This is a genomic window from Streptomyces sp. NBC_01618 (assembly GCF_045209435.1).
Lineage (GTDB): Bacteria > Actinomycetota > Actinomycetes > Streptomycetales > Streptomycetaceae > Streptomyces.
Genome location: NZ_CP109297.1, coordinates 2573651 through 2600606, shown reverse-complemented (window position 1 = coordinate 2600606; position 26956 = coordinate 2573651). Strand labels below are relative to the sequence as shown.

18 protein-coding genes and 1 pseudogene are annotated in these 26956 nt (G+C 71.8%); 8 read left to right on the top strand and 11 right to left on the bottom strand.

What is annotated here, in order from left to right:
- The first annotated feature begins 305 nt into the window (after positions 1 to 305).
- Positions 306 to 842, top strand: a complete 537-nt coding sequence (locus OH735_RS12235) for an HNH endonuclease (protein WP_266746230.1) — start codon at positions 306 to 308, stop codon at positions 840 to 842.
- 54 nt (positions 843 to 896) lie between these two features.
- Here the strand turns inward: OH735_RS12235 and OH735_RS12230 are convergent, their stop codons facing one another.
- The 4 genes from OH735_RS12230 to OH735_RS12215 all read right to left on the bottom strand — a co-directional run bounded on the left by OH735_RS12230 (position 897) and on the right by OH735_RS12215 (position 6766).
- A complete protein-coding gene (locus OH735_RS12230) occupies positions 897 to 2240 on the bottom strand; it encodes an ABC transporter permease (RefSeq protein WP_406381438.1) in 1344 nt (447 codons plus the stop codon).
- On the bottom strand, positions 2230 to 3030 hold the full coding sequence (locus OH735_RS12225) for an ABC transporter ATP-binding protein (protein ID WP_406381436.1): 801 nt from the start codon (positions 3028 to 3030) through the stop codon (positions 2230 to 2232). The genes OH735_RS12230 and OH735_RS12225 overlap by 11 nt, the downstream gene beginning before the upstream one ends.
- Positions 3027 to 3584 (bottom strand): PadR family transcriptional regulator, encoded by a 558-nt coding sequence (locus OH735_RS12220; protein ID WP_406381434.1) that lies wholly within the window; start codon positions 3582 to 3584, stop codon positions 3027 to 3029. The genes OH735_RS12225 and OH735_RS12220 overlap by 4 nt, the downstream gene beginning before the upstream one ends.
- Before the next feature lie 119 nt (positions 3585 to 3703).
- On the bottom strand, positions 3704 to 6766 hold the full coding sequence (locus OH735_RS12215; RefSeq protein ID WP_406381432.1) for a beta-N-acetylglucosaminidase domain-containing protein: 3063 nt from the start codon (positions 6764 to 6766) through the stop codon (positions 3704 to 3706).
- Positions 6767 to 7078: 312 nt separating this feature from the next.
- Between OH735_RS12215 and OH735_RS12210 the strand changes: the two genes are divergently transcribed.
- The 5 genes and pseudogenes from OH735_RS12210 (at position 7079) to alc (ending at position 12105) form a co-directional block, all read left to right on the top strand.
- Complete coding sequence (locus OH735_RS12210; protein ID WP_406381431.1) at positions 7079 to 7351, top strand: hypothetical protein; 273 nt, start codon at positions 7079 to 7081, stop codon at positions 7349 to 7351.
- Positions 7352 to 9560 (top strand): annotated as a pseudogene (malQ, locus tag OH735_RS12205) (4-alpha-glucanotransferase).
- A 101-nt stretch (positions 9561 to 9661) separates the two neighbouring features.
- Positions 9662 to 9892: a hypothetical protein gene (locus OH735_RS12200; RefSeq protein WP_406381430.1), complete on the top strand. Its 231-nt coding sequence runs from the start codon at positions 9662 to 9664 to the stop codon at positions 9890 to 9892.
- Positions 9893 to 9986: 94 nt separating this feature from the next.
- Complete coding sequence (locus OH735_RS12195; RefSeq protein WP_406381429.1) at positions 9987 to 10910, top strand: LysR family transcriptional regulator; 924 nt, start codon at positions 9987 to 9989, stop codon at positions 10908 to 10910.
- Positions 10911 to 10965: 55 nt separating this feature from the next.
- Positions 10966 to 12105: an allantoicase gene (alc, locus tag OH735_RS12190; RefSeq protein ID WP_406381427.1), complete on the top strand. Its 1140-nt coding sequence runs from the start codon at positions 10966 to 10968 to the stop codon at positions 12103 to 12105.
- A gap of 206 nt (positions 12106 to 12311) precedes the next feature.
- Here alc and pepN (OH735_RS12185) read toward each other — a convergent pair whose 3' ends face one another.
- From pepN (OH735_RS12185) to pepN (OH735_RS12165), 5 genes are all read right to left on the bottom strand, one after another.
- Positions 12312 to 14888, bottom strand: a complete 2577-nt coding sequence (gene pepN / locus OH735_RS12185; RefSeq protein ID WP_406381425.1) for an aminopeptidase N — start codon at positions 14886 to 14888, stop codon at positions 12312 to 12314.
- A gap of 208 nt (positions 14889 to 15096) precedes the next feature.
- Positions 15097 to 16125, bottom strand: coding sequence for an aspartate-semialdehyde dehydrogenase (locus tag OH735_RS12180; RefSeq protein ID WP_406381423.1), 1029 nt, complete (start codon positions 16123 to 16125; stop codon positions 15097 to 15099).
- Between the two features lie 230 nt (positions 16126 to 16355).
- The gene (locus OH735_RS12175) at positions 16356 to 19667 is read right to left on the bottom strand and encodes a S8 family serine peptidase (protein ID WP_406381421.1); all 3312 of its coding nucleotides are present in this window, start codon (positions 19665 to 19667) and stop codon (positions 16356 to 16358) included.
- A gap of 180 nt (positions 19668 to 19847) precedes the next feature.
- On the bottom strand, positions 19848 to 20906 hold the full coding sequence (locus OH735_RS12170) for a hypothetical protein (protein WP_406381419.1): 1059 nt from the start codon (positions 20904 to 20906) through the stop codon (positions 19848 to 19850).
- Positions 20907 to 21189: 283 nt separating this feature from the next.
- Positions 21190 to 23811, bottom strand: a complete 2622-nt coding sequence (pepN, locus tag OH735_RS12165; protein WP_406381417.1) for an aminopeptidase N — start codon at positions 23809 to 23811, stop codon at positions 21190 to 21192.
- Positions 23812 to 23942: 131 nt separating this feature from the next.
- Between pepN (OH735_RS12165) and OH735_RS12160 the strand changes: the two genes are divergently transcribed.
- Positions 23943 to 24590, top strand: coding sequence for a DsbA family protein (locus tag OH735_RS12160; protein ID WP_406381415.1), 648 nt, complete (start codon positions 23943 to 23945; stop codon positions 24588 to 24590).
- A 57-nt stretch (positions 24591 to 24647) separates the two neighbouring features.
- Here OH735_RS12160 and OH735_RS12155 read toward each other — a convergent pair whose 3' ends face one another.
- Positions 24648 to 25181 (bottom strand): DUF4240 domain-containing protein, encoded by a 534-nt coding sequence (locus OH735_RS12155; protein WP_406381414.1) that lies wholly within the window; start codon positions 25179 to 25181, stop codon positions 24648 to 24650.
- A 101-nt stretch (positions 25182 to 25282) separates the two neighbouring features.
- Here OH735_RS12155 and OH735_RS12150 point away from each other — a divergent pair, with 101 nt between their 5' ends.
- Positions 25283 to 25741, top strand: coding sequence for a GNAT family N-acetyltransferase (locus tag OH735_RS12150; protein ID WP_406381412.1), 459 nt, complete (start codon positions 25283 to 25285; stop codon positions 25739 to 25741).
- On the opposite strand, the gene OH735_RS12145 is transcribed toward OH735_RS12150, so the two are convergent.
- On the bottom strand, positions 25728 to 26936 hold the full coding sequence (locus OH735_RS12145; RefSeq protein ID WP_406381410.1) for an MFS transporter: 1209 nt from the start codon (positions 26934 to 26936) through the stop codon (positions 25728 to 25730). The two genes, OH735_RS12150 and OH735_RS12145, sit on opposite strands and share 14 nt — an antisense overlap.
- Positions 26937 to 26956 lie beyond the last annotated feature (20 nt).

Sequence of the window (26956 nt, the reverse complement as noted above, 5' to 3'; positions counted from 1 at the left end):
CCTGCTGCCGCGACCGGGGGAGAGACGCGCCTCACGAGGGGATTCGGGCGAAGTGAGGAGGTTACGGGACGGAGCCCGCACGGGCGGCATGTGGCCGATCGCACATCGGGCCGCGGCCACCGCGGCAGCGGCCCACAAGCGCCTGTTCCGGCCCGTGGCGGCGGTACCGGCGGCCGGCGGCGAAGAAAAATCCTTCCGGCCCGTTACCCGTACGTGGTGGCGCTTCGACCAGGCGTAAGGAGAAACTGAGATCGGATCGTCCCGGCGCGAGCCACGCGCCGCCGGCGTACAAGGAGGCATCCACCGTGCCGCATGTCCTGGTTCTCAACGCGTCGTACGAGCCGCTCGGCGTCGTACCGCTCCGCCGCGCGCTCGTCCTCGTGCTCGAAAACAAGGCCATCTGTCTTGAGGAGTCGGGCGCCTTCATGCACAGTGCCACCCGGGCCGTCCCGGCCCCCAGCGTCGTCCGCCTGAAGCGGTTCGTACGGGTCCCCTACCGGGGGCCCGTACCGCTCACCCGCAGGGCGCTGTTCGCCCGGGACGGGGGGCGCTGCATGTACTGCGGCGCCGCCGCGACCAGCGTCGACCACGTCATTCCGCGCAGCCGCGGCGGACAGCACGCCTGGGACAACGTCGTGGCGGCCTGCCGCCGCTGCAACCACGTCAAGGCGGACCGGCACCTGCCGGAGCTCGGCTGGCGGCTGCACCAGACGCCTGCCCCTCCGACCGGCCTCGCCTGGCGCATCATCGGGACGGGACACCGCGACCCGCGCTGGCTGCCGTACTTGCAACCGTTCGGCGCGGACGACGCGATGGCCCGGATCGATGGCATCTCAGCGTGACGATCCGGGCTTCCGCATCTCTCGGGGAGGTGCGGCTCGGCGGAGTGCCGCCTGCTACGCGAACCGCAGCTCTGCGGGGTGCGCCGTGCGCCGCAGCAGCGGCAGCGACGTCGCCGCGGCCAGCAGGCAGGCGGCGTACACCAGCACGGGTACGAGCAGCGGGAGCATCGAAGGGACGGATCCGGGCGCGACGAGGGTGGCGTACGCGATGTGCACCGCCATGCCACCGATGCCCGCGACCAGGACCGCAGGGGCCATGGGGAGTGCCGTCTCCAGGAGGAGGGTCCTTGCCAGCACCACGCGCGGTACCCCGGCCGCGGTCTGGGCGGCGAGACCCCGGCGCCGGGTGGCGATGGATTCGGCGGTGCCCACCGCGAGGCCGAAGAGGCTGATGACGAGAGCCACCAGGACTGCGGTCCCGGCGAGGTCGATCCCCGTGGTGTAGAAGTCGAGGTCCTCCGCCGTGTAGCCGCTCCGCCGGTGCAACTCGTCGAGCAGCACCTGCCGCACGCCAACGAAACCCACCCCGACGACGGTCACCAGCAGCAGAGCGGCGTGGGTGCGCGCGGCGGCCCACGGGTCGTCCTTGAGCCGGCCCGCGGCGATCAGCACTGCGGGGCTCTTCGCGCGGAGGGTCAGCCGCCGACCCATGAAGGAAGCTGTCGCTCCGGCCAGCCAGACCGCACCCGCTCCGGTGAGAAGCACCACGGCGAACACCATGAACGGGACGGGCACCCCGCCGGGACGGTTGTTGCGGTCGGCAAGGACGAGGAGCGCCACGGCGATCAGCGCCGTCGGGACCAGGAGCGCGAGCAACGTCCGGCGTCCGCTGTCCGGCCGGACACGGCGCACCCAGCCGAGCGGCGAGGCGACCACCCGCCGCAGGGCGAGTGCGCTCACGAGCGCGGCCACGACCGGCACGGCGAGGACAACCAGCATGAAGGCCACCCATGCCGCCGGCGGCGGCATGTGACCGGCGCCGGCGAGGACCGCGGCGAAGACGGCCAGCGCGCCGGCCGATCCCGCCAGGCACGCGAACGCGGACTCCAGCGCCGAGATGCGCCGCACCTGCGCGGGCGACGCCCCCGCGAGCCGCAGCCCGGCCATCCGCCGGTCGCGGTGCACGGCGCCGATGCGGGCGCACTGACCGAGGAAGCCGAGCACGGGGACGAGCAGGAGCAGCAGCGTGAGGACCACACCGGCGCGTTCGCCCGGCTGGTTCAGCAGGCCGTGTCCGTACGGGATCGATACCTGACCCGAGACAGCAGCGACCGTGACCGCCGCGAGTGCGAAGCCCGTGGCGAGCAGGGCGCCCAACGCGGTGAGCGAGATCCGCCACCACTCGCGGCGGTCCGAGCCACGGGTCAGTATCCAGGCGATGTGGACGTCAGCCTTCATGGTGCGCGGCCTCCTGGGGGACTTCCCGGGCGATCTGCCGGGCGGTGACCCGGTCGGCGCCCTGAACGGCGTCCTGAGCGTTGACCTGGGCCGTGCCGGAGTGGACGACTCCGTCATGCAGCCACACCTCCCGGTCCGCGTACGCGGCGATCTGTGCGTCATGGGTGATCAACAGCACCGCGGTGCCGGACTCACGGGCGGCGTGCAGCAGAGAGGTCATCACCTGTTCCCCGGCGAGCGAGTCGAGCGCGCCGGTCGGCTCATCCGCGAAGACGGCCTTCGGTCGGGTAACCAACGCCCGTGCCAACGCGACCCGTTGGCCCTGACCGCCACTCAACTCGCCGGGGCGCAGAGCGGCCTGATTCCGCACTCCGAAGCGCGCCAGCCACTCGTCCGCCCGCGTTTGCGCCGCAGCGCGGGCCGTCCCCGCGAGCAGCAGCGGCAGTGCCACGTTGTCGAGTGCGGAGAGCTCTGGGATCAGCTGCCCGAACTGGAACACCACGCCGAAATCGGAGCGCCGCAGCTCGCTGAGCCGCGCCTCGGGCAACCGGTCGATCCGCTCCTGCGCGTATTCGACCGAACCCTCGTCGGGACGGACGATCCCCGCCAGGCAGTGCAGCAGCGTGGACTTTCCGCTGCCGCTGGCGCCGGTGACGGCGAGGATCTCGCCTGCGTGGAGATCGACGGACGCGCCGCGCAGCGCCTCGGTCCTCCCGTACGACTTCTTGAGGCCTACGGCCCTGAGTAGGGGCGCTGTCGCCCGGGCGGGCTGCTCGGCTTGCGTACTCATGCTGTGTCGACCTCCGCGGTCAGGGTGGTGAGTCGGCTCGCCGTGGTGGTCATCCACCGCACGTCGGCGTCCAGATGTGCGATGGCGTAGTCGGCGGAGAGCATCGTGCTGAGATCGGTGCCCGGCACGGTCTTCAGTGCGGTCAGTTCGCGCATGCGTGCCATATGGGCAGTGCGCTGGGCTTGGAGATACGCGGCCGCGTCGGAGGTACGGTCGCTGCCGACGGCCGCAGCTACGAGGATCGAGACCACGACCTTGGCGAATATCTCGTTCGTCACGAAAAGGGCCGGCGGGGTGATCTCCGCGGTCCACGTGGCGAGTTCGCGCGATCCCTCATCCGTGGAGCGGTAGAGGGTGCGCTCGGGTCCGCCGTCGGAATCGGTGCCCTCGACGGCGGCCAGACCGTCACGCACCAGGCGCTGCAGGGTCGTATAGACCTGCCCGTAGGCCAGCGGGCGAGCCTGCGGGAAGCGTTCGTCGTACCGCCGCTTGAGGTCGTAGCCGTGGCTGGGACCTCCGGCGAGCAGTCCCAGAAGGACATGGCGGGTGCTCATGAACAGGACTATATACTCGATATATGTACTGAGTGAATACTCGGCGATGGGTGGCGGCCCCCGGAGTGCTGTGGAGTGGTGATCGAGCGGTGTTTCAGGGGGTTTGTGCCCGTGTGCGGCTACTCCGCGACGGCGTACGCCTCCACCGACCAGAGGGAGTAACCGAACTCGGTACCCCGGGCATCGCCCTGAACCCTGAGGAAGCGGGTGTCCTTCGCGTCCATCCGGACCGATTCGCGCCCGCCCCTGCCGTCCCGCACGGTCGCCGCCGTGCGCCAGCTGCGGCCGTCGGCGGAGACCTGGATGCGGTAGCGGGAGGCGTACGCGTCCTGCCAGTGCAGCACCACCTGGCCGATCCGGGCCGACTGCGGCAGTTCCGCCTGCCACCAGGCGCCGTCCTCGGCCGGCGAGGACCAGCGGGTCTCCGGATCGCCGTCGGTGGCCGCCGCCGCCGGGAAGTCCGGGGTCTCGTCGCCGGACGAGGAGGCGGTCGCGGTACGCACCAGGTCGGGGCCCGCGGTGCGCGGGTAGGCCCGGACCGTGAGCGTGCTGCTCTCGTCGCCGAAGCCGATCGGCACCTCGTACTCACCGGCCGGGGTGCCCGCCGGGACCATGATCTCGACGGGGACGTCGGTACGCGAACCGCGCGGCACCCTCGTCTGCTTCGGGACGCGCACCTCGATGCCCCGGGGAGCCCGTGCGGTGAGCGTGCCCCGCACCTCGGCGGGGCGCCGGGCGGCCAGCCGTGCCTCGACCCGCTGCGGCCCGCCGCCGATCTCGGCATCCGTCACGCCGCGCGCCAGATCGAGCCGGGCGGCGGGCTCGTCGCCGAACCACGGCACGAGCGCCCGCACCCGCAAAGCCGCCTCAGGGGCGCTCCTGGCGGCAAAGGCACCGGCTCCCGTGCCACCGCCCAGCCGGTTCTCCGCCCGGCCCTGCGGAACGATGGGCGGCAGCGTGCCCGTGAGCACCGGCGGCGTGGCCGGACCGCCCGTGGGCCAGCTGATCCGGATCGCGTCGGCCCGCAGCCCCCCGGCCGGGGCCTGGGTCCAGCCGGTCGCCGACACCGGGCCGAGGCCGCGCCAGCCCTCGCCGGGCACATGGGCCTCCAGCGTCGCACCGGCCACCGGGCCCTCGCCGGGCACGGTCATCGCCGTCACGGTCTCCACCGGGCGGGGCCGGTCCAGCCGGACCGTATGGCTGCCCGGAGCCTTCGTCACCGTGCCGGCGTCGCGGTCCGCGCCCGTCCAGGCGTCCGCCTCCCGGCGCACCCGGTCCAGGAACGGGCCGAGGACGCCCTTGCCGACCGTCGCGCCGCTCGCCTTCGCGGCCTCGCGCACCGGCTCCAGCGCCAGCGACGCCTGCCACGCGGCGGCGCCGTCGCTGCGCGACTGGGCGCGCAGCAGATCCACGGCCAGCTCGCCCGCCCGGCCGTACCGGGACAACTGCTCGGTCCACGGCCGCACTTCGTCGTCGAGGCGCCCGTCGGCCAGGCCCTTCAGCCGCTGCGGGGTCTCCCGCATCACGGTGAACGCCGCCCGCAGCCTGCGTGCCGCATCGGCCTGCGCCGTGGCGTCGGTCGTCGTACGGGACTTCCAGAACGCGTCCAGCAGCGGCCGCAGATACGCCGACTCGTCGCCGCCCAGCACGGACGTCGCGCTGTTCCCGGCCAGCGCGCGCAGCGCGTCCCCGGTGCGGGCGTCGCCGCCCGCCAGATCGTCGATCGCCGCCTGCCAGGACTCCTGCGGCCGGTAGCCCTTCGGGTTCCACGCGAAGTCGGCGGCGGTGAACAGCGGTATGCGCGAGGCGGACGGCTGCTCCATCGCATTGGCGAGCAGCGCCGCGGAACCGATCGCCACCGCCGGGTCCCGGCCGGTGTACGGGCCGAGGAAGATGCGGTCCTGCGCGTAGTCGTTGACCGGGTAGTTGTCCATCGTGACCAGCGGATGCCGGAACGCGGCACGCGCACCGGCCAGTTCTCCGCCGGTGATGGTCCGCGGTACGACACCGACCCCGGTCCAGGCGATCTGGACCCGGTCGTCCAGTTCCTCGGCGAGCGCCGTGCGGTAGTCCGTCGCCCCGTCCTGGTAGAACTCCGTCGGCATCACCGACAGCGGCTCCGCCCCCGGATGACGTTCCGCGAGATGCCGGGCCACCTTGCTCGCCACCCGCGCCTGGGCCCTGGCCGCCGCCTCGGGGCCGCTGCCGAAGGTCTCGACGTCGCTGTCGCAGTGCCACTCGCTGTAGCTGACGTCCTGGAACTGGAGCTGGAAGACCCGCACGCCCAGCGCCCACATGGCGTCGAGCTTCCTCGTCAGTGCCTTCACGTCGTTCTTTGACGACATGCACATGGCCTGGCCCGGGGCGACGGCCCAGCCGAGCGTCACGTGCTCGGCGCGGGCCCGCTCGGCCAGCGCCCGGAAGTCGGCGCGCCGGTCGGCGGGGTACGGGTCGCGCCAACGGGCCTGCCGGTACGGGTCGTCGCCCGCCGCGTACAGATACCTGTTCTGCTTCGTGCGCCCCATGAAGCCGATCTGCGCCAGCCGCTCCGCCCGGGTCCACGGCTGCCCGTAGAAGCCCTCGGTCATCCCGCGTACGGCGGTTCCCGGCCAGTCCCTGACCGTGACGCCGGCGACGCTGCCGTTCCGGATCAGCTGACGCAGCGTCTGCACGCCGTGGAAGAGGCCGTCCTCGCCGACGCCGTCCACGGCGACGGTGTCCCGGCCCGCGACCCGGCCGACCGCGATCTGGTAGCCGCCAAAGGGCAGGTCGCCGCGGTCGGGGGCGTGCAGCGTACGCAGGTCGTCCCGGGCGCCGTCGCCGCCGAGCCGGACGACGGGTCCGCGGCCCGGCAACGCCTCGTGGACGGTCCGCACGCCCGCGTCCCGCAGGATCTGCCGGAGCGCGTCGACGGCGTACGGATCCGCGTGCGCGTCTGCCACGAGGGTGACCTCGGACGAGGCGGAGGCGGTGAGCGGTACGGACGGCCCGGACGCCTTGATGGACTGGGGCCGCGGCCACACGGCCGGCACCGCGCCGTCGTCCGTGCGGTCGGGGGTGGTGACGGCGGGGGAGCCGGGCGCCGACGGGGCCGCGACGGCGGCCGGGGCACCTGCGGAGAGCAGCCCGCCGAGCACGGCGACCGCGACGGCCGTTGCCTGCTTTCTGCGCCTGAGCCGCATCGCTGTTCTCCCTCGCTTCCGCCAGTGGGCTCCGAGCCCACCACCCGCGCACGCAGGGTGTCAATGCGGGTGGTCGATGTGCCGCAAATGCCCGATGTGGCAGGTGGGGTGAGGAGGGATCGGCAATCGACACCGGACGCCAAAGATGGCGCCGAATGGCCGAAAGCAGCGGACGAATTACGGGGAACCGACCTCTGGGGAACGGAATGTGACCCAGGGCACGTTGAGCTCGTTGTGATAACGCCTACGTCTGCGGTCGAGCCCGCTGGGTAGGTCTGCTGTGTCCTGTTCCGCCATGGCCAGGAGGCCACCATGCCCGCTGCCGTGCAACTCCTGCTCTCCGCCCTCTCCAAACAGGAACCCGGCCCCGCCCCGTTGCCCGACGCGCTCCCGGTCCCCGCGCCCGGCCCCGGTCCGCTGACGAGCGAGCCGCCGCTCGCCGATGCCATACCTCTCACCAGTGAGCCGCCGCTCGCCGACGCGACGCCGCTCACCAGCGAACCCCCGCTCGCCGTCAACGCCCCGCTGACCAGCGAGCCGGCCACCTCCGGCACCGCATGGGGCATGGAGTCCCCAGGAGTCTGAATGGGCTTGTCCCGGCTCGCCGCGCTGCACGGCGTCGCCACCTCCTACTCCCCGTCCGCCGACGACACGGTGCCCGTCCCCGACGACACGGTCGTCGCGGTGCTCGCCGCGCTCGGTGTGGACGCCGCCACGCCCGAAGCGGTACGGGAATCGCTCGCCACCGCCGAGTCCTCGGCCCGCTCCCGGCTGCTCCCGCCGACGCTGGTGGTGTGGGCCGGGGAGCCGCTGCCCCCGGCCCTGACCGCCCTGCCGCCCGGCACCACGCTGGACATCGGGCTCGAAGACCCCGGGGCGCGCCCCCTCCCGCGGGTGTGCGTTCCGGCCGGCCGACCTGATCCGGCCGTTTCGGGACGGGCGCCGGCCGACGCGGACGCGAACGCGGGAGCGGGCACGGGCGCAGCAGCGGGCGCGGTGGCCGGCGCCGGGGGTGACACCGAGACGGCCGTGTCCCCCGCCGCCGCCTGGTGGGTCGAACCGCCGCTCGGGGTGCACCGGCTGACCGTACGCGCGCCGGGCGGCCGGAGCGCGAGCTGCACACTCGTCGTCGCCCCGCCCCATGTGCCCCGGCCGCCCGCCCGCAGCCACGGCTTCCTCGTCCAGCTCTACTCCCTGCTCTCCGCCCGCTCCTGGGGCATGGGCGACCTCGGGGACCTCGCCGACCTTGCCGCCTGGTCCGGGCGGACCCTCGGCGCCGGATTCGTCCAGGTCAACCCGCTGCACGCCGCCGTGCTCGGCGACCCCACCGACCCGTCCCCGTACCGCCCGTCGTCACGGCGCTTCCCCGACCCCGTCCATCTGCACATCGAGTCCGTCCCCGAGTACGGGCACGTGCCGGACCGGGCCACCCTCGACGATCTGCGCCAGGACGCGGCGGCGCTCAGCGACACCGTCCTGAACAAGGGCGCCCTGATCGACCGGGACGCCGTCTGGGAACTCAAGCGCCAGGCCCTCGAACTCGTCCGGGATGCCCCCCTCACCCCCGGCCGCCGCGCCGCCTACTGCGACTTCCTGGCCGAGCAGGGACAGGCTCTGGAGGACCACGCCCTGTGGTGCGCCCTCGCCGAGGTGCACGGCTCCGACTGGCACGACTGGCCGCCCGCGCTCCGCGACCCCCGCTCCCCGGAGACTGCCCGCGCCCGCCGCGCCCTGCTGGACCGGGTCGACTTCCACTGCCGGCTCGCCTGGCTGACCGACAACCAGCTCGCCGCCGCCCAGCGCGCCGCCCTGGACGCCGGGATGGCGGTCGGCATCGTCCACGACCTCGCCGTCGGCGTGCACCCCGGCGGCGCCGACACCTGGGCCCAGCAGGACGCCTTCGCCCATGGCATGTCCGTCGGCGCGCCCCCGGACGCCTTCAACGCCCGCGGCCAGGACTGGGGCCTGCCGCCCTGGCGCCCCGACGCCCTCGCCGCGTCCGGCTACGCCCCGTACCTCGGGCTGCTGCGCGGGCTCCTCGCCCACGCGGGCGCCCTGCGCATCGACCACGTCATGGGCCTGTTCCGGCTCTGGTGGGTGCCCGAGGGGCGCCCGCCCACCGAGGGCACCTACGTCAGCCACGACGCCGAGGCGATGCTCGCCGTCCTCGTTTTGGAGGCGCACCGGGCGGGCGCGGCCGTCATGGGGGAGGACCTCGGCACCGTCGAACCGGGGGTCCGCGAGGCGCTGGCCCGGCGCGGCGTGCTCGGCACCTCCGTGCTCTGGTTCGAACGGGACTGGGCCGGCACCGGCCGCCCACTGGCCCCCGAGGAGTGGCGCGAGGGCTGCCTGGCCACCGTCACGACGCACGATCTGCCGTCCACCGCCGCCCGGCTGACCGGCGGCCATGTGACGCTCCGTCACCGCCTCGGCCTGCTCACCCGGAGCCTCGCGGAGGAGCTGACCGCGGACGCGGCCGACACCACCGAGTGGCTGGGGTACCTCTCCAGGCTCGGCCTGCTCCCGGAGGGCGAGGACGACGAGGAGGGTGCCGTCCGCGCCGTGCACCGCTTCCTGCTGCGCACCCCCGCCCGCATGGTCGGCGTCTGGCTGCCCGACACGCTCGGCGACCGCCGCCCGCAGAACCTCCCCGGCACCTGGGACCAGTACCCCAACTGGCGCCTGCCCGTCGCCGACGCGGAGGGCCATCCGGTCACCCTGGAGGAGCTGGCCGCCGCCCCCCCGCCTGCACCGGCTGATGGAGATCTTCGGATCCCGCGAGGACCAGCCGTGACCCCGTACGGCGACCAGCCGTGACCCCGTACGGCGACCAGCCGTGACCCCGTACGGCACCCCGGGCGCGCGCCCGTCCCGGGCGTTCGCTAGGTTTGCACCGTGGACAAGAAGAACGCTATGCGCGCCGGCGCCGTCGCGGCCGGAACGACGCTGATGATGCTGCTCATGTCGTCCCCCGCGCTCGCGCTCACCCGCGACGACGGTGACGACCCCGGTCAGGGCCTGAGCGCGATGGAGACCATCGGTCTGTACGTGGTGGCCCCCATCGCCCTGTTCGCGGTCATCGCCGCCCTGGTCATGGTCTTCGACAAGTCCAAGAAGCAGGCCTAGCACCTACGCTCGTCGCGCGTGCGCCGCAGGTACCCCGTACCGTGCGGCGCACACGCATGTCCGGATCGGGAGGGCCAGCGGGTAGGTTGCGGCCATGATCGAGTGGGACGTCAAGAAGCTCCGCATCCTGCGCACCCTGCGCGACCGGGGCACGGTCACCGCGACCGCCGAGGCCCTGCGGATGACCCCGTCCGCGGTCTCGCAACAGCTGTCCAACCTGTCCAGGCAGCTCGGCGTACCGCTGCTGGAGGCCCAGGGCCGACGGGTCCGCCTCACCGACGCCGCGCACCTCGTGCTGCGCCGCGCCGAGGCCGTCTTCGCCGAACTGGAGCGCGCCGACGCCGAACTGACCGGCTATCTGCGCGGCGAGGCCGGACAGGTGCGGATCGCGGCGTTCTCCACGGCGGTGCCGGCCCTCGTCGTCCCCGCGATCCAGCGGCTGCGCGCCGAGGGCCGCCCGGGCCCCGACGTACGGGTGCGGGAGGCGGAGGCCGCGCAGGCCTACGAACTCCTGGTCGCCGGTGAGGTGGACCTCGCTCTGTCCCTCGCCGCGCACGCCCCGACGGCCCGCGACCCCCGGTTCGTCGTGCTGCCTCTGCTCGCCGACCCCCTGGACGTGGCCCTGCCCGCGGACCACCACCTCGCGGCGGCGCCCGCCCTCCGTCTCGCGGACCTCGCCGGCGACCCCTGGATCTTCGGTGGCTCGGGCCCCTGGTCAGAGATCACGACGGCCGCGTGCGAGGCCGCCGGATTCGTGCCCGAGCAGGCGCACAGCGCCTCCGGCTGGACGGCGATCCTGGCCATGGTCGAGGCGGGTATGGGGGTCGCGCTGATTCCGCGCATGGCGTCGGCGGAACGGCACAGCCGGGGCGGCGTGGTGATGCGCGCACTCGAAGCCGATCAGCCGCGCCGCCATGTGGTGGCGGCGGTACGGCAGGGGGCCGAGCAGGGGCCGGCGGTGGCCCGGGTCCTGGCGGCGCTCGCCGAAACGGCGGCATCGTTCACTTCTGCTGAATAAACAGTGCAAAAACTTTCGATGGACCTGATGGATCGTTCTCCGCGACAGTGGACGCATGACCTGCGATCAGAATGAGAACCAGCACGAGGACCCCCACGCCAACGACGCGGCCCCATACAGCGGTGGTGACCCGTACGCCGACTACCGCACCACAGACCTCCCCTTCACCGAACTCGTCGACCTCGCCGACCGCCGCCTCGGCGCGGGCGTGATCGCCGCCAACGACGAGTTCTTCGCCCAGCGCGAGAACCTCCTGGTCCGGGAGCGCGCGGTCTTCGACCCCGAGCACTTCGGCCACAAGGGCAAGATCATGGACGGCTGGGAGACCCGCCGCCGACGCGGCGCGGACGCGGCCCACCCGTTCCCGGCCCCCGAGGAGCACGACTGGGCCCTGATCCGCCTCGGCGCCCCCGGCATCATCCGCGGCATCGTCGTCGACACGGCCCACTTCCGCGGCAACTACCCGCAGCGCGTCTCGATCCAGGCGACGGCGGTCGAGGGCTCGCCGAGCCCCGCCGAACTCCTCGCGGACGACGTGAAGTGGGAGGAGATCGTCCCGCCGACCCCCGTGCGCGGCCACGCCGCCAACGGCTTCGAGATCACCGGCGGCCGCCGCTACACCCACATCCGCCTCTGCCAGCACCCCGACGGCGGCATCGCCCGCCTCCGCGTCCACGGCGAGGTCCTCCCCGACCCGTCCTGGCTCGCGACGCTCGGCACGTTCGACCTGCTCTCGGTCCTGAACGGCGGAAGCTACGAGGACGCCTCCGACCGCTTCTACTCCTCGCCGACCCAGATCATCCTGCCCGGCACCTCCCGCAAGATGGACGACGGCTGGGAGAACCGCCGCCGCCGGGTCCGCGACACGAACGACTGGGTCCGCTTCCGCCTCCCCGCCCAGGGCGCGGTCCGCGCGGTCGAGATCGACACGGCCTACCTCAAGGGCAACGCGGCCGGCTGGATCGCCCTCCAGGGCCGCAACGGCGAGAGCGGCGAATGGTTCGAGATCATCCCCCGCACCAGGCTCCAGCCCGACACCCTCCACCGCTTCCCCCTCCACGCCCAGGCGGTCGTCACCCATGTCCGCCTCGACGCCTTCCCGGACGGCGGAGTCGCCCGCATGCGCCTGCACGGCAGCCTGACGGAGAGCGGCGCGGCCGAACTGGCCCGGCGCTACGAGGAGTCGGGCGCGTAACACCTCTGTTGCTCCCGCCCGGCGAACGGCTGCTCAAGTGCGCCCGACCGCCGGGCGGTCTCCATGGGGCGCGCGCAACCCGGACAACTTCAAAGGCCTGGAGCAAGGTGCGGAAGTCATCACCGTCTGAGCGGGAGAGACGGGCCAACAGGGGTGCCCCGGACCGAGCGGACGGTCCGGGGCACCCCTCTGCTCGCGGGCAGACGCTACGCGACAGCCGCCGCCGCGTCCGCCGCCTGGGCCTTCAGGGCGCGTTCCACGCCCGCGCGCGACTCGGACATCAGGCGGCGCAGGGCCGCGGACGGCTCCGCCGAGGACAGCCAGGCGTCCGTGGCGTCCAGGGTGGCCTGCGAGACCTGGACGGCCGGGTAGAGGCCGACGGCGATCTGCTGCGCCATCTCGTGGCTGCGCGACTCCCAGACGCCCTTGACCGCCGCGAAGTACTTCTCCGTGTACGGGGCGAGCAGCTCACGCTGGTCGGTCTGGACGAAGCCGGCGATGACCGCCTCCTGCACGGCGTTCGGCAGCTTGTCGGACTCGACGACCGAGGCCCACGCCTCCGCCTTCGCCTCCTCGGTGGGGCGTGCCGCGCGCGCGGTCGCCGCGTGGCGCTCGCCCGCCGCCGTCCTGTCGCGCTCGTACTCGCCGGCGATCTCGTCCTCCTCGAACACACCGGTCGCGGCGAGCCGCTCGACGAACGCCCAGCGCAGCTCCGTGTCGACGGCCAGGCCCTCGACCGTCTCCTTGCCGTCGAGCAGCGACTGCAGCAGGTCCAGCTGCTGCGGGGTGCGGGCCGTCGCCGCGAAGGCGCGGGCCCAGGCCAGCTGGTGGTCGCTGCCCGGCGCCGCCGCACGCAGGTGTGCGAGCGTGGCCTCGGTCCACTGCGTCAGTCCGGCCTCGCGCCACTGCGGCGCCGCGTAGAGGTCCAGCGCCAGCTTCACCTGACGGTGCAGCGACTGGACGACGCCGATGTCCGACTCCTTGCCGATGCCGGAGAGCACCAGGGCGAGGTAGTCCCGGGTCGCCAGCTCGCCGTCACGGGTCATGTCCCAGGCGGAGGCCCAGCACAGCGCGCGGGGAAGGGACTCGGTGAAGTCGCCGAGGTGCTCGGTGACGACGCGCAGCGACTCCTCGTCGAGCCGGACCTTCGCGTACGACAGGTCGTCGTCGTTGAGCAGGATCACGGCGGGGCGGGCGGTGCCGGCCGGGAACGGCACGGTCGTGCGCGCGCCGTCGACGTCCAGCTCGATCCGGTTCGTGACGACCAGCTTGCCGGCGCCGTCGAGGTCGTAGCAGCCGATCGCGATGCGGTGGGGCCGCAGCGTCGGCTCGCCCTTCGCGCCGGCGGGCAGCGCCGGGGCCTCCTGGAGGACGGTGAACGACGTGACGTGACCGTTCTCGTCCGTGACGATCTCCGGACGCAGGATGTTGATGCCCGCCGTCTCCAGCCACGCCTTCGACCAGGTCTTCAAGTCGCGGCCGGAGGTCTCCTCCAGCGCGCCCAGCAGGTCGGACAGCTGGGTGTTGCCGAACGCGTGCGCCTTGAAGTACGACTGGACGCCCGTGAAGAACGCGTCCATGCCGACGTACGCCACCAGCTGCTTCAGGACCGAGGCGCCCTTGGCGTACGTGATCCCGTCGAAGTTGACCAGGACATCGTCCAGGTCACGGATGTCCGCCATGATCGGGTGCGTCGACGGCAGCTGGTCCTGGCGGTACGCCCAGGTCTTCATGGAGTTGGCGAACGTCGTCCAGGAGTGCGGCCACTTCGAGCCCTCCGCGTACGCCTGGCAGGCGATCGACGTGTACGTGGCGAACGACTCGTTCAGCCACAGGTCGTTCCACCACTCCATGGTGACGAGGTCGCCGAACCACATGTGGGCCAGCTCGTGCAGGATCGTCTCGGCCCGCGTCTCGTACGCCGCATCCGTCACCTTCGAACGGAACACGTACTGGTCGCGGATGGTGACCGCGCCCGCGTTCTCCATCGCGCCCGCGTTGAACTCCGGGACGAACAGCTGGTCGTACTTGGCGAACGGGTACGCGTAGTCGAACTTCTCCTGGAACCAGTCGAAGCCCTGCCGGGTGACGTCGAAGATCGCGTCCGCGTCGAGGAACTCGGCCAGCGACGGGCGGCAGTAGATGCCGAGCGGAACGGACTGACCGTCCTTCTCGTAGCTGCTGTGCACCGCGTGGTACGGGCCGACGATCAGGGCCGTGATGTACGTCGAGATGCGCGGCGTCGGCTCGAAGGACCAGACGTCGTCCTGCGGCTCGGGCGTCGGCGAGTTTGAGATCACGGTCCAGCCGGGCGGGGCCTTCACGGTGAACCGGAACGTGGCCTTCAGGTCGGGCTGCTCGAAGCTGGCGAAGACGCGGCGCGCGTCCGGCACCTCGAACTGGGTGTAGAGGTACGCCTGCTCGTCGACCGGGTCGACGAAGCGGTGCAGGCCCTCGCCCGTGTTGGTGTAAGAGCAGTCGGCGACGACCTTCAGCTCGTTGGAGCCCGCGACCAGGTGCGGGAGCGCGATGCGTGAATCACGGAACACGGCCGCGACGTCCAGCGACCGGCCGTTCAGCTCGACCTCGTGCACGGCCGGGGCGACCAGGTCGATGAAGGTCTCCGCACCGGCCTCGGCGGAGTCGAAGCGCACGGTGGTCACGGACCGGTAGGTGCCGCCCTCCTGCGCTCCGGAGAGGTCGAGATCGATCTCGTACGCGTCCACGGTCAGCAGGCGCGCCCGCTCCTGTGCCTCTTCGCGGGTCAGATTGGTGGCAGGCACGCGGTCATCTCCTTGGTATGCGACGTTTTCCGTCATCCTTCCACGTCGCATGGCACACGCCGCATGTCCGAGCGGCGTGAGCTCGGGTGTACCACCGCGGCAGCGCCGAGTGCCGTCCGCCGAGGGACTCGAAGGCCCGGCGCGAGCAGATCCGGGCCACGAAAAGGCGGCCACCGGGCACCGGCGGCCGCCTTTCACGCGTGCGGTGTCAGCCCTTCAGCTCCGCCGCGACCAGCTCGGCGATCTGGACCGCGTTCAGCGCCGCGCCCTTGCGCAGGTTGTCGTTGGAGACGAAGAGTGCGAGGCCGTTCTCCACGGTCTCGTCGACCCGGATCCGGCCGACGAAGGAGGCGTCCTTGCCGGCGGCCTGGAGCGGGTTGGGGATCTCGGAGATCTCGACGCCCGGGGCGTCCTTCAGCAGCTCGTAGGCGCGCTCGACGCTGATCGGACGGGCGAAACGCGCGTTGACCTGCAACGAGTGGCCGGAGAAGACCGGCACCCGGACACAGGTGCCGGACACCTTCAGCTCGGGGATCTCCAGGATCTTGCGGGACTCGTTGCGGAGCTTCTGCTCCTCGTCGGTCTCGAAGGAGCCGTCGTCGACGATCGAGCCGGCCAGCGGGAGCACGTTGAAGGCGATCGGACGCTTGTAGACGCCCGGCTCGGGGAAGTCGACGGCGCCGCCGTCGTGGGTGAGCTTGTCCGCCTCGGCGACGACCTTGGACGCCTGGCCGTGCAACTCGGCGACACCGGCCAGCCCGGAGCCGGACACCGCCTGGTAGGTGGCGACGGTCAGCGTCTGGAGACCGGCCTCGTCGTGCAGCGGGCGCAGCACGGGCATGGCGGCCATCGTGGTGCAGTTCGGGTTGGCGATGATGCCCTTGGGCCGGTTCGCGATCGCGTGCGCGTTGACCTCGGAGACGACCAGCGGGACCTCGGGGTCCTTGCGCCAGGCGGAGGAGTTGTCGATCACGACGGCGCCCTGCGCGGCGACCTTCTCGGCGAGCGCCTTCGACGTCGCGCCACCGGCCGAGAACAGCACGATGTCCAGCCCGGAGTAGTCGGCCGACGAGGCGTCCTCGACCGTGATCTCCCGGCCCTGCCACTCGATCGTGGAGCCCGCGGAGCGCGCGGAGGCGAACAGCCGCAGCTCGTCGGCCGGGAACTTCCGCTCGGCCAGGATCCCGCGCATGACTGTGCCGACCTGACCGGTGGCGCCGACGATTCCGACCTTCACAGGGACTCCTTCGAACGTACGAACTGGCACGGTTGCCGCTCCATGATGCGTATGCCGACGGCTTCCTTGTCCAATCCATTGTCCGCGGTACGGACAGTGCCCGCCCGCCCGGCCGGTGGCGGGCACGGCAGTGGGGCGGGAGCTCCACCGAGCACCCGCCCCACTGTCGTACGAATCACACAGTCGTGCGAATCACGCGGCGACCGCGGTCACCGCTGCGACACCACCCGCTACGGCGTGACCTTCTCGATCACGACGCTGCCGGCGCCCGCCGCGGTCCCGTGGCTGTTCACCAGGTGGACCTCGCCGAAGAACTGCCGGCCCTCGGGAGCCGCACCGGCGACCGAGACCTCGGCGCCGACCTGGGCCGAGGCGCCGTTGGCCAGGTTCACGGCCTTCGACTCGTCGACCTTGATCGTGCCGAGCGACGGCGTGTAGTACACGTCGCGGTAGTTGTACGTGGTCGTCCCGGCCGGGACGGAATAGCCGTGGATCACGACGGTGTACGTACCGGCGGCCGGCTTCACCAGGCTGACCGACTCCTCGGACCCGGCCGTGGTGGACGCGCCGACCTGGGTGGCGCCCCGGAAGACGTACAGGTCGAGGTCCGCGTTGGCGTCCGACGTACCGCCGATGGCGATGTCCAGCTTCTCGACGCCCTCACCGATGGTGACCTCGAACTCCTGCTCGTCGCCCGTCTTGATCGACGGCTTGGCGACCTTGGCCGAGCCCAGCGAGCCGCCCTTGAGGGTGCCCTCCAGGTCGCCCGCGTTGTTGGTGACCTTCCAGCTCACCGGGGCGGGCGCGTTGATCTTCGCCTCGGCGATGGTCTGCACCGCCGGGTCGAAGGTCGCACCGAGCAGCGAGACGTCCAGCTTGTACGGGTTGTCCAGCAGCGGCGACGTACGCCGTGCCTCGACCTCGATCTCCCAGACGCCCGCCTGCGGGTCCTTGTAGGAGCGCACGTCGGGGCGGCAGGGGTTGGCCGGGTTCTCGTAGTTCGGGTAGCAGAAGGTCGTGGAGCTGTTCTCCATCTGCACCCCGTACGGGTGGATGGAGATGAAGCGCGTCTGGCTGCCCGAGCGCAGCGCGCCCATCGCGACCTCGAGGGTCTTGGCACCCTTCGGCACGGTCACGAAGTACGACGTGGTGCCGTTGCGCTGCACCGAGCCGGACGCCTTGAACGCGTAGTCGGGCTTCACGAGCTCGTCGGAGACGATCACCGTGGTGAGGATCTGCTGGTCGACACCGACGGTCCTGCTGTCGTCCACCCGCAGGATCGCGCTGTGCACGCCCGCGCTGCCCGGCTTCGCCTGGACCTCGACGGTGACGGGCTTGCCGAGCGGCAGGGAGACCGTGGCGGGACCGGTCAGCTCGAACGTGCCGTCGTTGTTTTTCCACGAAAGCTGGTGCTTGACGTCGTTGTCCGGACCCGTGGTGCGGGTGATCGTGACGTCGTACGACTTCGTCTGGCCGGTCTTCAGGCCGCCCTCGCGGTCGTACAGACCGGTGCCGAAGCCGGGGGTCTGGAGCGCGAAGTCGATCGCGGTGTCGACGGGGGCCTTCACCGCGTACTCGTGCGCCGGGGCACCCTGCTTCTCGATGAGCTTCCAGGCGTCGACGATGTTGATCAGACCGGAGCCCTGGGCGTGCGCGGGCACGTCCTTGATGTGGGTGGCGGTGCTGGTCAGCGCGGTACGCAGATCGGCGGGCGGCAGCTCGATGTGCTGCTGCTTCGCGGCCGACAGCAGCAGCGCGGTCGCACCGGCCGCCTGCGGCGAGGCCATCGAGGTGCCCTGCAGCATGGAGTAACCGGCCGGCAGGCTGTAGCCCGCCTCCTTGACCGGGCCGCCGGGCAGCCAGGTCTGGGTGCTGTTGATCGCGGCACCCGGGGCCGACAGGGTCGGCGTGAAGCCGCCGTCCTCACGCGGGCCGCGCGAGGAGAACGGCATCATGTCGTACTTCTTGGTGACGTTCGAGCCGTAGTTGGCGGCCCACGTCTCCTTGGAGATGGACGCACCGACGGAGATCACGTGGTCGGCGAGGCCGGGGTCACCGATGGTGTTGACACCCGGGCCGTTGTTCCCGGCCGAGATGACCAGCTGGACGCCGTACATGTCGATGAGCCGCTTGTAGAGCCGCGCGCGGGCGTTGTTGCCGTCGTTGAGCGGCGGCAGGCCACCGATCGACATGTTGACGACGTCGACACCGCGGTTCACGACGAGGTCGATCATGCCCTCGGTGAGCGCGATGTTGGTGCAGCCGCCGGACCAGGTGCAGGCGCGCGAGGAGACGATCTGCGCACCGGGCGCGGCACCGTTCATCTTGCCGCCGAACAGGCCGTTCGCGGAGGTGATGCCCGCGACGTGGGTGCCGTGCTCGCTCTCGATGACGCCGATGTTCACGTAGTCGGACGTGTCGCCGGCCGCGTTGTAGACGACGTTCTTGCGCGTCTCCACGACGAACGGGATGCGCTCGACGACGTCGGTCCGCGGGTCGTCCGTGCCGAAGTAGGAGACCTGGTGGTCCTCCTTGTACGGCTTCAGGACGGTGTCGTCGGTGAAGTCGCCGTTGTTGTTCAGGTCGACGCGCGTAGTGCCGGTGACCGGGTCGTAGAGCACGGCCCACGTGTCGGTGGTGTCACCGTCGCGGTTCAGGTCGCCCGCCATGTCGCCGCCCTTGGTGGCGGCCTCTTCGAACACCTTGATCTTGTACGAGCCCTCGGGCGCCGAGTAGGTACGGCCCCCGTACGTGAACGTCGGGCCGGACACGGCGTCCGTCATCCGCAGCCAGGTGCGGTCGCCGTCGCTGACCGGGTCCGTGGCGGTCACCCAGTCGACGATCTTGCGGGCGCCCGTGGTGGTCTTCTGCAGAGCCGGGTGACCGAGGTCGACACCCGAGTCGAGGATGCCGATGGTCACGCCGCGGCCGTCGGCCTTCGGGTGCTGCGCGACGAAGTCGACCGCGCCCGTCTCGAAGGACGGGTTGTACGGGTTCTTCGCCGGGGTCTTCTTGTCCGGCGCCGGGTAGCTGCCGGTCGACTCGATCCCGGCCGTGGAACCGGCTGCCCGGTCGGCGGCGGGCGTCGGGTCGTCCAGCTTGATCTCCTGCTTGAGATCGATGCCCTGGACGGACGACAGCTTGGCGGCCGCCTTGATGGCCGCGTCGGCCGACGTGGTGGGCACGGTGGCCCGTACGTAGCCGAGCTTGTCGTACGTACGTCCCAGCACGGACCCCTTGACGGCGTCCAGCTGCTGGGCGACCTGCTCGGTCGCACCGGGAGCGGTGGCGACCATCATGGTGATGTTCTTCTCGCCCTCGGCCTTGGCCTTGGCCAGAAGGTCGGCGTCGGCCGCGCCGAGCTTGTCGCTCGTGGCGTCCTTCGCGGCGGACTTGACGGGAGAGGGGGCGGGGGCGTCGGCGGCGAATACCGGGGCGGCGCCGGTGGCGGCCAGCGCGGCCACCAGACCGGCGGCGGCTGCGGCTCGGGCCGCGCGTCTGGCCCCGGGTATGGAACTGGGGGACTCGGAGGTCATCAGCATTCCTGAAAGTGAAAGAGGCAGTCCGGAATTCGGTACCGGATGACCGCTCACCCTTTCGTAAATGACAGAGGTTGTGGAGAGTTGGGGTGCGCGAGATGGTGACATGGCGGAATCCCGCCACTGGGGCTGATGCGCCATCAGGGATGAAGCGGGGCATAAGTGGCCTGTGTGGCGCGGCTTTCAGCGGGGCAGGATCATCACGTACGCGGCGGGCTCGCGATCGGCCGCCGCCATCAGCGCGGTCCGTACCACGACGGCCTGCTGCTCCTTCGCGTCGCGGAGCTCCTTCGGTGAGAGCTGGACGACGGTGACGCCGAGCCGCTCCAGATACTCCCGCTCGGCGGTGTACGCGGACCACTGCGCGTCGTGCTCCTCCTGGCGCCGGTCGTCGCCGAGCAGGCTGTGCAGGGGTGCCCTGGTGTCGAGGGCCACGGCGACGGCCTCCTCGGGCCAGTAGGCGTCCACCCCGCCCAGATGCGGGCCGCCGGGCAGCCGCAGGTCCACGTTCCACAGCGGCTCCGGCAGGCCGTACGAGCGCACCATGTCGTACAGCCGGTTCTCCGCCAGCGCCCGGCCCTCGGCGAGCAACGCGTCGACGGCGTCCACCACATGGGGGCGGTCCAGCAGCTTGGCCCGGTTCAACTCGCGTACGACGATGGCCGGTTCGCAGTGCCCGCCGCGTACCGCCTCGGTGAGCAGACGGCGTACGGCCGTGGCATCCCCGAGCCCGGAGACCGCGTCCGCGAGCGCCCGCTCCACCGGGGCCACGGGCAGGCCGCGCACCTCCTGGGGGCGGGGCGGTTCGGCGGCCCGCACCAGACGCACGTACCGGACCGAGGGCAGCCGCCGGGTGCGCGGCACCAGCACATCGATCCTGGCCGCCGACGCGGGCGGCGGCGCGGCGGCGAAGCCGTGCAGGGCGAGCGCGGCGAGCCCGGTGACCATGGCCTCGCCGTACCCGGACTCCGCGCCCGACTCCCGTCGGCGGCCGGCGGAGGCCGGTGGCCGTCCGGCGTACAACAGGGCGGCCCGCAGCAGTTCGTCGCCGGCGGGTGGCTCCGGGTGCAGGACGTACACGCCGGGCAGCGGCTGCTGCCACGGCCCACCGGTCCGGCACTGCGCGGCGGCCACCGCGACGGACACGCCGTGCGCCCTCAACTGGGCTTCGGACAGCACGCGTTGACGGACATCGCCGGCGATGCGGAGGTGGCAGGGGGAGAGCGGGGTGTTCTGGGTCATGCTCCGGGGTATCCCGCAGGCGGTCGCCGCGTTAACCCCTGTTACACACCCGTCGACAATTCAGGACAACACCGTCCTGAAGTACGCGCGTTCGACAACCGAAAAGAGCCGACCGGCCCGATTCCGGCCCGCCCCGCCACTTCCAGCCCGTCCGGTGTCCGAGGCCGGCAACCGCTGCCGGGTTGCCGGGTGACCTCACGATGCCCCCACCCCGGACGGGCCCGAAACCAAGCCCGTCCGGCGATTGAGACAGAACCCGGGGCGCCGGGCCCCGGCGCACCCGTCAGGCCCCGGCCCCCGCGGCCGCCCCCGCGTCACACCCCTGCGCCCGCAGCGCCCGGGCCAGATCGTCCCGCGCCTCCAGCACCAGCCTCCGCAGCGCCGGTGCCGCATCCGCATGCGCGGCCAGCCACGCGTCCGTGGCCGCCAGCGTCGCAGGATCGTCCTGGAGCGCCGGGAACAGGCCCCTCACCACAGCCATCCCGATCTGGATCGACCGCTCGGCCCACACCCGCTCGATCGTGGCGAAGTACTTGTCCGCGTACGGCGCCAGCAACTCACGCTGCGACGACTGCTCGAAGCCCGTGATCGTCGCCTCCACCAACGCGTTGGACAGCGCGTCCGACTCCACGACACCCGCCCACGCCTGCGCCTTCACCGCGGCCGACGGCCGCGAGGCCAGGCACCGCACCTGGTGCCGCTTCCCGGACGCCGTGTCGTCGCGGGCCAGTTCGGCGTCGAGCACCGACTCGTCGGCAACCCCGTGCGCCGCCAGCGGGGACAGGAGCGCCCACCGCAGCTCCTGGTCGACGTCCAGACCGTCGATCCGCGCCGAACCGTCCAGCAGCCCGGACAGCAGCTGGAAGTCGGAGTCCGAGTCCGCGACCGACGCGAAGAACCGCGCCCACGCCAACTGGTGCTCGCTGCCCGGCTCGGCGACCCGCAGCTCTCGCAGCGCACCCTCGGCCAGCGCCCGGCCGCCCTCCTCGCGCCATCCGGGCGCCACGTAGTGCGTGAGCGCGGTCCGCGTCCAGGTGTGCAGCATCTGGAGCACGCCGATGTCGGACTCCCGGCCGGAGAAGGCCAGTACGAGGGAGACGAAGTCGCGGGCCGGCATCAGCCCGTCCCGGGTCAGGTTCCACAGCGCGGACCAGCACAGTGCCCGCGCGAGCGGGTCGGTGATGTCACCGAGGTGCGCCCGCAGCGTGGCCAGGGACACCTCGTCGAAGCGGACCTTGCAGTACGTGAGGTCGTCGTCGTTGACCAGGATCAGCTCGGGCCGCTCGGCCCCCGCCAGCTCCCCGACCACCGTGCGCGCCCCCGCCACGTCCACCTCGGCGCGCGCGTACCGCACCAGATCGCCGTCGGCGGCCCGCCGGTACAGGCCGACCGCGACCCGGTGCGGCCGCAGTTCAGGGTGCGACTCGACCGCCTCCTGGAGCACCGCCAGCTCCGTGATCCGGTCCGCCGCGTCGTACGTGACCACCGGGATCAGCGAGTTGACGCCCGCGGTCTGCAGCCACGACCGCGACCAGGCGGTCATGTCACGCCCGGACGTCTCGGCCAGCACCGACAGCAGATCGCCCAGCTGCGTGTTGCCGTAGGCGTGCTTCTTGAAGTAGCGCCGGGCGCCCTCCAGGAACGCCTCCCGCCCCACGTACGCCACCAGCTGCTTCAGCACCGAGGCGCCCTTGGCGTACGTGATCCCGTCGAAGTTGAGCTTGGCGTCCTCCAGGTCACGGATGTCGGCCGTGATCGGGTGCGTGGACGGCAGCTGGTCGGCGCGGTACGCCCAGGACTTGCGGTTGTTGGCGAAGGTGATCCAGCCGTCCTCGAAACGGGTCGACTCCACCATCGCGAAGACGCCCATGAAGTCGGCGAACGACTCCTTCAGCCACAGATCGTCCCACCACTGCATGGTGACGAGGTCGCCGAACCACATGTGCGCCATCTCGTGCAGGATGACGTTGGCGCGGCCCTCGTACGCCGCCTGCGTCACCTTGCCGCGGAAGATGTACTCCTCACGGAACGTGACACAGCCCGGGTTCTCCATCGCGCCGAGGTTGTACTCGGGTACGAACGCCTGGTCGTACTTCCCGAACGGGTACGGGTAGTCGAAGTTGTCGTGGAAGAAGTCGAGGCCCTGCTTGGTGACGAGGAAGATGTCGTCCGCGTCGAAGTGCCGGGCCAGCCCCTTGCGGCACAGGGCGCCGAGCGGGATGTCCAGCGTCGTGCCGTCGTTGAACGTACGGCTGTAGGAGTCCGTCACATAGTGGTACGGGCCGGCGACGACCGCCGTGATGTACGTGGAGATCGGCTTCGTCTCGGCGAACCGCCACACCCCGCCGTCCCGCGACTCGGTCGCCCCGTTGCTCCAGACCGTCCAGGCCTCGGGCGCCGTCACCTCGAAGCGGAAGGGAGCCTTCAGGTCGGGCTGCTCGAAGTTCGCGAAGACCCGCCGCGCGTCGGCTGGCTCGTACTGCGTGTAGAGGTAGACCTCGCCGTCCTCCGGGTCGACGAACCGGTGCATGCCCTCACCGGTCCGGCTGTACGCGCACTGCGCGTCGACCACCAGGACGTTGTCGCCCTCCGGCAGCCCCGCCAGCGCCACCCGCGTCCCGTCGAAGACGGCGGCGGGGTCCAGCGGCTGCCCGTTCAGCGTCACCGCGTTCACGCTCGGCGCCACCAGATCCGCGAACGTCGACGCCCCGGCCCGCGCGGCGCGGAACCGGATCGTCGTCACCGAGCGGAAGGTCCGCGGACCGGAGGAGACCCCGTCGCCGTCGCTGTCGCCGTCGGGCCCGCCGACGGCGGAGCGCAGATCGAGAGCGACCTCGTAGCTGTCGACGCTCAGCAGCTCGGCCCGCTCACGGGCCTCGTCGCGGGACAGGTTCTCACCGGGCACGGCGCACTCCTTTGTGTCACGTTCGAATAGTTTGATCCTCCCATGCCGCCACTCGGCCGGGCATGCGGGAATGGCCGGTGCGCCCGGAGGCGTTCTCGTGCACAGATGCGAACACCTTGACGAGGAGAGACATGTCCGAGAACAGCACGGCGCCCGGCAAGACCCCTGCCGATTTCTGGTTCGACCCGGTCTGTCCCTGGGCCTGGATGACCTCCCGCTGGATGCTGGAGGTGGAGAAGGTCCGGGACGTCGAGGTCCGCTGGCACGTGATGAGCCTTGCCGTCCTCAACGAGGACAAGCTCGACGAGCTGCCGGAGGAGTACCGCGACCTGCTGACGAAGGCGTGGGGCCCGGTCCGCGTCGTCGTCGCCGCCCAGCAGAAGCACGGCGACGACATCGTCGGCCCCCTGTACACCGCGCTCGGCACCCGCTTCCACAACCAGGGCGAGGACATCACCCGCGAGGCGATCGTGGCCGCGCTCCAGGAAGTCGGCCTGCCCGCCGAGCTGGCGGACTACGCGGACTTGGACGCGTACGACGCCGAGCTGCGCGCCTCCCACAAGGAAGGCATCGACAAGGTCGGCCAGGACGTCGGCACCCCGGTCATCGCCGTCCCGGGCGCGGACGGCGAACAGATCGCCTTCTTCGGCCCGGTCGTCACCCCCGCCCCCAAGGGCGAGGAAGCGGCGAAGCTGTGGGACGGCACACTGCTGGTGGCGTCGGTCCCCGGCTTCTACGAGATCAAGCGGACCCGGACGCAGGGCCCGATCTTCGACTGATTCACCCGTGGGGTGCGGGGTCCGGCCGCCGCCCGGACCCCGCACCGCCTCAGAGGCTCACGCGTACAGCGCGTCCAGCTTCGGCAGCCGCAGCGCCACTTGTTCCGCGTCGTCGAAGCTGAAGTCCCATTCCGGATCAAGGACGGGGTAGTCGATGGTGAACGAGCGCGCGGGCATGTTCTGACCCGCCGTCACCGAGTACGCGTCCCAGGCGACCCCGAGCATCTCCTCGCACTCGAGGTCGATGCCCGCGGCCGCCGCCTCCCGGACCAACGGAAGTTCGGCGAGCGTGTCCGGATCGGCAACGACCCGCTCGAACACCTTCCGCCCCTGCGCGATCAGCCAGCCCCGGAAGTAGTCGAACCCGTCGTCGGAACAGCCGCCATTGATGGTGTACGCCGCAGCCCAGAGCGGAGCCCGGTAGGAAGCGGCCATCAGGTCCCAGAACACTTGCTGTGCGGAGACGATCTCGTCCCGGGGCCGGGCGGCCAGCAGCGCGGAGGCCCGCTCGACGACGGCCTCGGCGTCCGCCGGGTCGGCGACCTGGGTGCGGGCGTCGTCGAGCAGATTCCAGAAGTCCGTGGCGTCCATGCGATGCAGCATGCCGGAGGGGTCTGACACTCTCGGGTGCGGCGAGCTGCCGAGGGAAGCGGGAAGAGGGAAGCGGGAAGAGGGAAGGGGAGCGGGCGGACATGAACGTACGACCGGCACGCAGGTCCGAGGCCGGGGCGCTGACCGAGCTGGCCCTGGCATCGAAGGGTTACTGGGGTTATGACGAGGCGTTCCTCGCCTCCTGCCGCGACGAACTGACCATGTACCCGGCCGACATCGAACGCCGCCGCACCACGGTCGCCGAGGAGGGCGGCCGCGTCCTGGGCTTCACCACCCTGGACGGCGCCCCTCCTGAAGGGGCCCTCGGCATGATGTTCGTCGCCCCGGACGCGCTGGGCAGGGGCATCGGTCGGCTGCTGTTCGAGCACACCATGACGGAGGCGCGCCGCCTCGGCTTCGTACGCCTCACCATCGACGCCGATCCGAACGCGGAGCCGTTCTACCTCGCGATGGGCGCGGTACGGATCGGGGCGGCCCCGTCCGGATCGATCCCCGGCCGTGAGCTGCCGCTGCTGGAGTACGTCCTCACGTCGCGCTGAGTCCTTGCCGGGGGACGGAGCCTCCTTCGACCGGCTCGGGGGCCCGGCGCCCGGCCGCGGCCAGGGCCAGGGTGACCGCGAGCGACGCCGCCGCCATCACGGTCATGGCCGTCGCCGGTGACGTCCACTGGGCGACGGCGCCCGCGAGCGAGGCCGCGACGCCCTGCATGGTGAGCATGCCGGAGGAGTGCAGACCGAGGGCCTGACCGGTGATCTCGTTCGGGGTCAGGGCCATCAGGCGTTCCTGCAGCAGCAGGCTCGCCGAGAACCCGACCGAGGCGAGCGCGGCCAGAGCGAATGCGAGCGGCAGCGCCGGACGCGCGGCGAAGAGCAGATACGGAGCGGCCAGGAGCAGCAGCATCGGCATGGCCAGCCGTCCCCGCCAGTGCTGCGCGACGAACCGGCCCGCCACCGTGTCCCCGATGAGCATCCCCAGCGCGGCGAAGGCGAAGAGCAGCCCCGCGTGCCCGGGGGCGTACGGGACGAACAGCGACTCGCAGCCGACGATCAGCCCGTTCGGCACCCAGAGCGCGAGGTAGACCCGGCGGCGGGGTCCGGACGACCACAAAACGGCATTGGTCCGCCACGTCTCGGCGACCGACGGCCGCCCCGCGGCCCGCGGCGGACGGCGGGCCAGCCCGAACCGGGCCACGGCCGCACCTGCCAGATACAGGCCGGCCGCGACCAGCAGCGTGCCGCGCGCGGACAGCGTCGTCACCAGCAGGCCACCGAGCGCGAACCCGCCGATCTGCATCAGGCCGACGCACATGTTGAGTACAGAACGCCCCAGCAGATAGCCGTCCTTGGGCAGCACCTCATTGAGCAGTCCGTACCGCACCCCGCCACCCACGGCGGCGACCACACCCTCGGTCAGGATGATCGCGAAGACGGCCGGCAGCGGAAGCCCGGGGACGGCGAGTACGGCGGTGGCCAGCCCGAAGGCGAGCGCTATGCCGGTCATCGCGGCCCGTGGCGGCAGCCGGTCCGCCGCCGACATCAGCACGGTCGCCCCGATCACCTGGGCGAGCGAGGAGCCGAACATGGACAGGGCGGCGAGCAGCGGCGAGTCGGTCGCGGCATAGACGAGGGTGCCGAGGGCCAGTCCGCTCATCGTCGACCCGGCGACCTGTACGGCACTGGTCGCGAAGAGCGGTCCGAACTGCGGCGCCCGGAAGAGTTCCCGGTAGGTGCGCATGCGGGGAGTTTCGGTGGCCG

What these genes read in the sequence shown, in the direction of transcription:
- alc (WP_406381427.1), top strand. Translation starts at nt 10,966, where the DNA reads ATGACCTGCGATCAGAATGAGAACCAGCACGAGGACCCCCACGCCAAC.
- OH735_RS12150 (WP_406381412.1), top strand. Translation starts at nt 25,283, where the DNA reads ATGAACGTACGACCGGCACGCAGGTCCGAGGCCGGGGCGCTGACCGAG.
- OH735_RS12225 (WP_406381436.1), bottom strand. Translation starts at nt 3,030, where the DNA reads ATGAGTACGCAAGCCGAGCAGCCCGCCCGGGCGACAGCGCCCCTACTC.
- OH735_RS12215 (WP_406381432.1), bottom strand. Translation starts at nt 6,766, where the DNA reads ATGCGGCTCAGGCGCAGAAAGCAGGCAACGGCCGTCGCGGTCGCCGTG.
- OH735_RS12175 (WP_406381421.1), bottom strand. Translation starts at nt 19,667, where the DNA reads ATGCTGATGACCTCCGAGTCCCCCAGTTCCATACCCGGGGCCAGACGC.
- OH735_RS12155 (WP_406381414.1), bottom strand. Translation starts at nt 25,181, where the DNA reads ATGGACGCCACGGACTTCTGGAATCTGCTCGACGACGCCCGCACCCAG.
- OH735_RS12170 (WP_406381419.1), bottom strand. Translation starts at nt 20,906, where the DNA reads ATGACCCAGAACACCCCGCTCTCCCCCTGCCACCTCCGCATCGCCGGC.
- OH735_RS12230 (WP_406381438.1), bottom strand. Translation starts at nt 2,240, where the DNA reads ATGAAGGCTGACGTCCACATCGCCTGGATACTGACCCGTGGCTCGGAC.
- OH735_RS12195 (WP_406381429.1), top strand. Translation starts at nt 9,987, where the DNA reads ATGATCGAGTGGGACGTCAAGAAGCTCCGCATCCTGCGCACCCTGCGC.
- OH735_RS12220 (WP_406381434.1), bottom strand. Translation starts at nt 3,584, where the DNA reads ATGAGCACCCGCCATGTCCTTCTGGGACTGCTCGCCGGAGGTCCCAGC.
- OH735_RS12160 (WP_406381415.1), top strand. Translation starts at nt 23,943, where the DNA reads ATGTCCGAGAACAGCACGGCGCCCGGCAAGACCCCTGCCGATTTCTGG.
- OH735_RS12210 (WP_406381431.1), top strand. Translation starts at nt 7,079, where the DNA reads ATGCCCGCTGCCGTGCAACTCCTGCTCTCCGCCCTCTCCAAACAGGAA.
- OH735_RS12145 (WP_406381410.1), bottom strand. Translation starts at nt 26,936, where the DNA reads ATGCGCACCTACCGGGAACTCTTCCGGGCGCCGCAGTTCGGACCGCTC.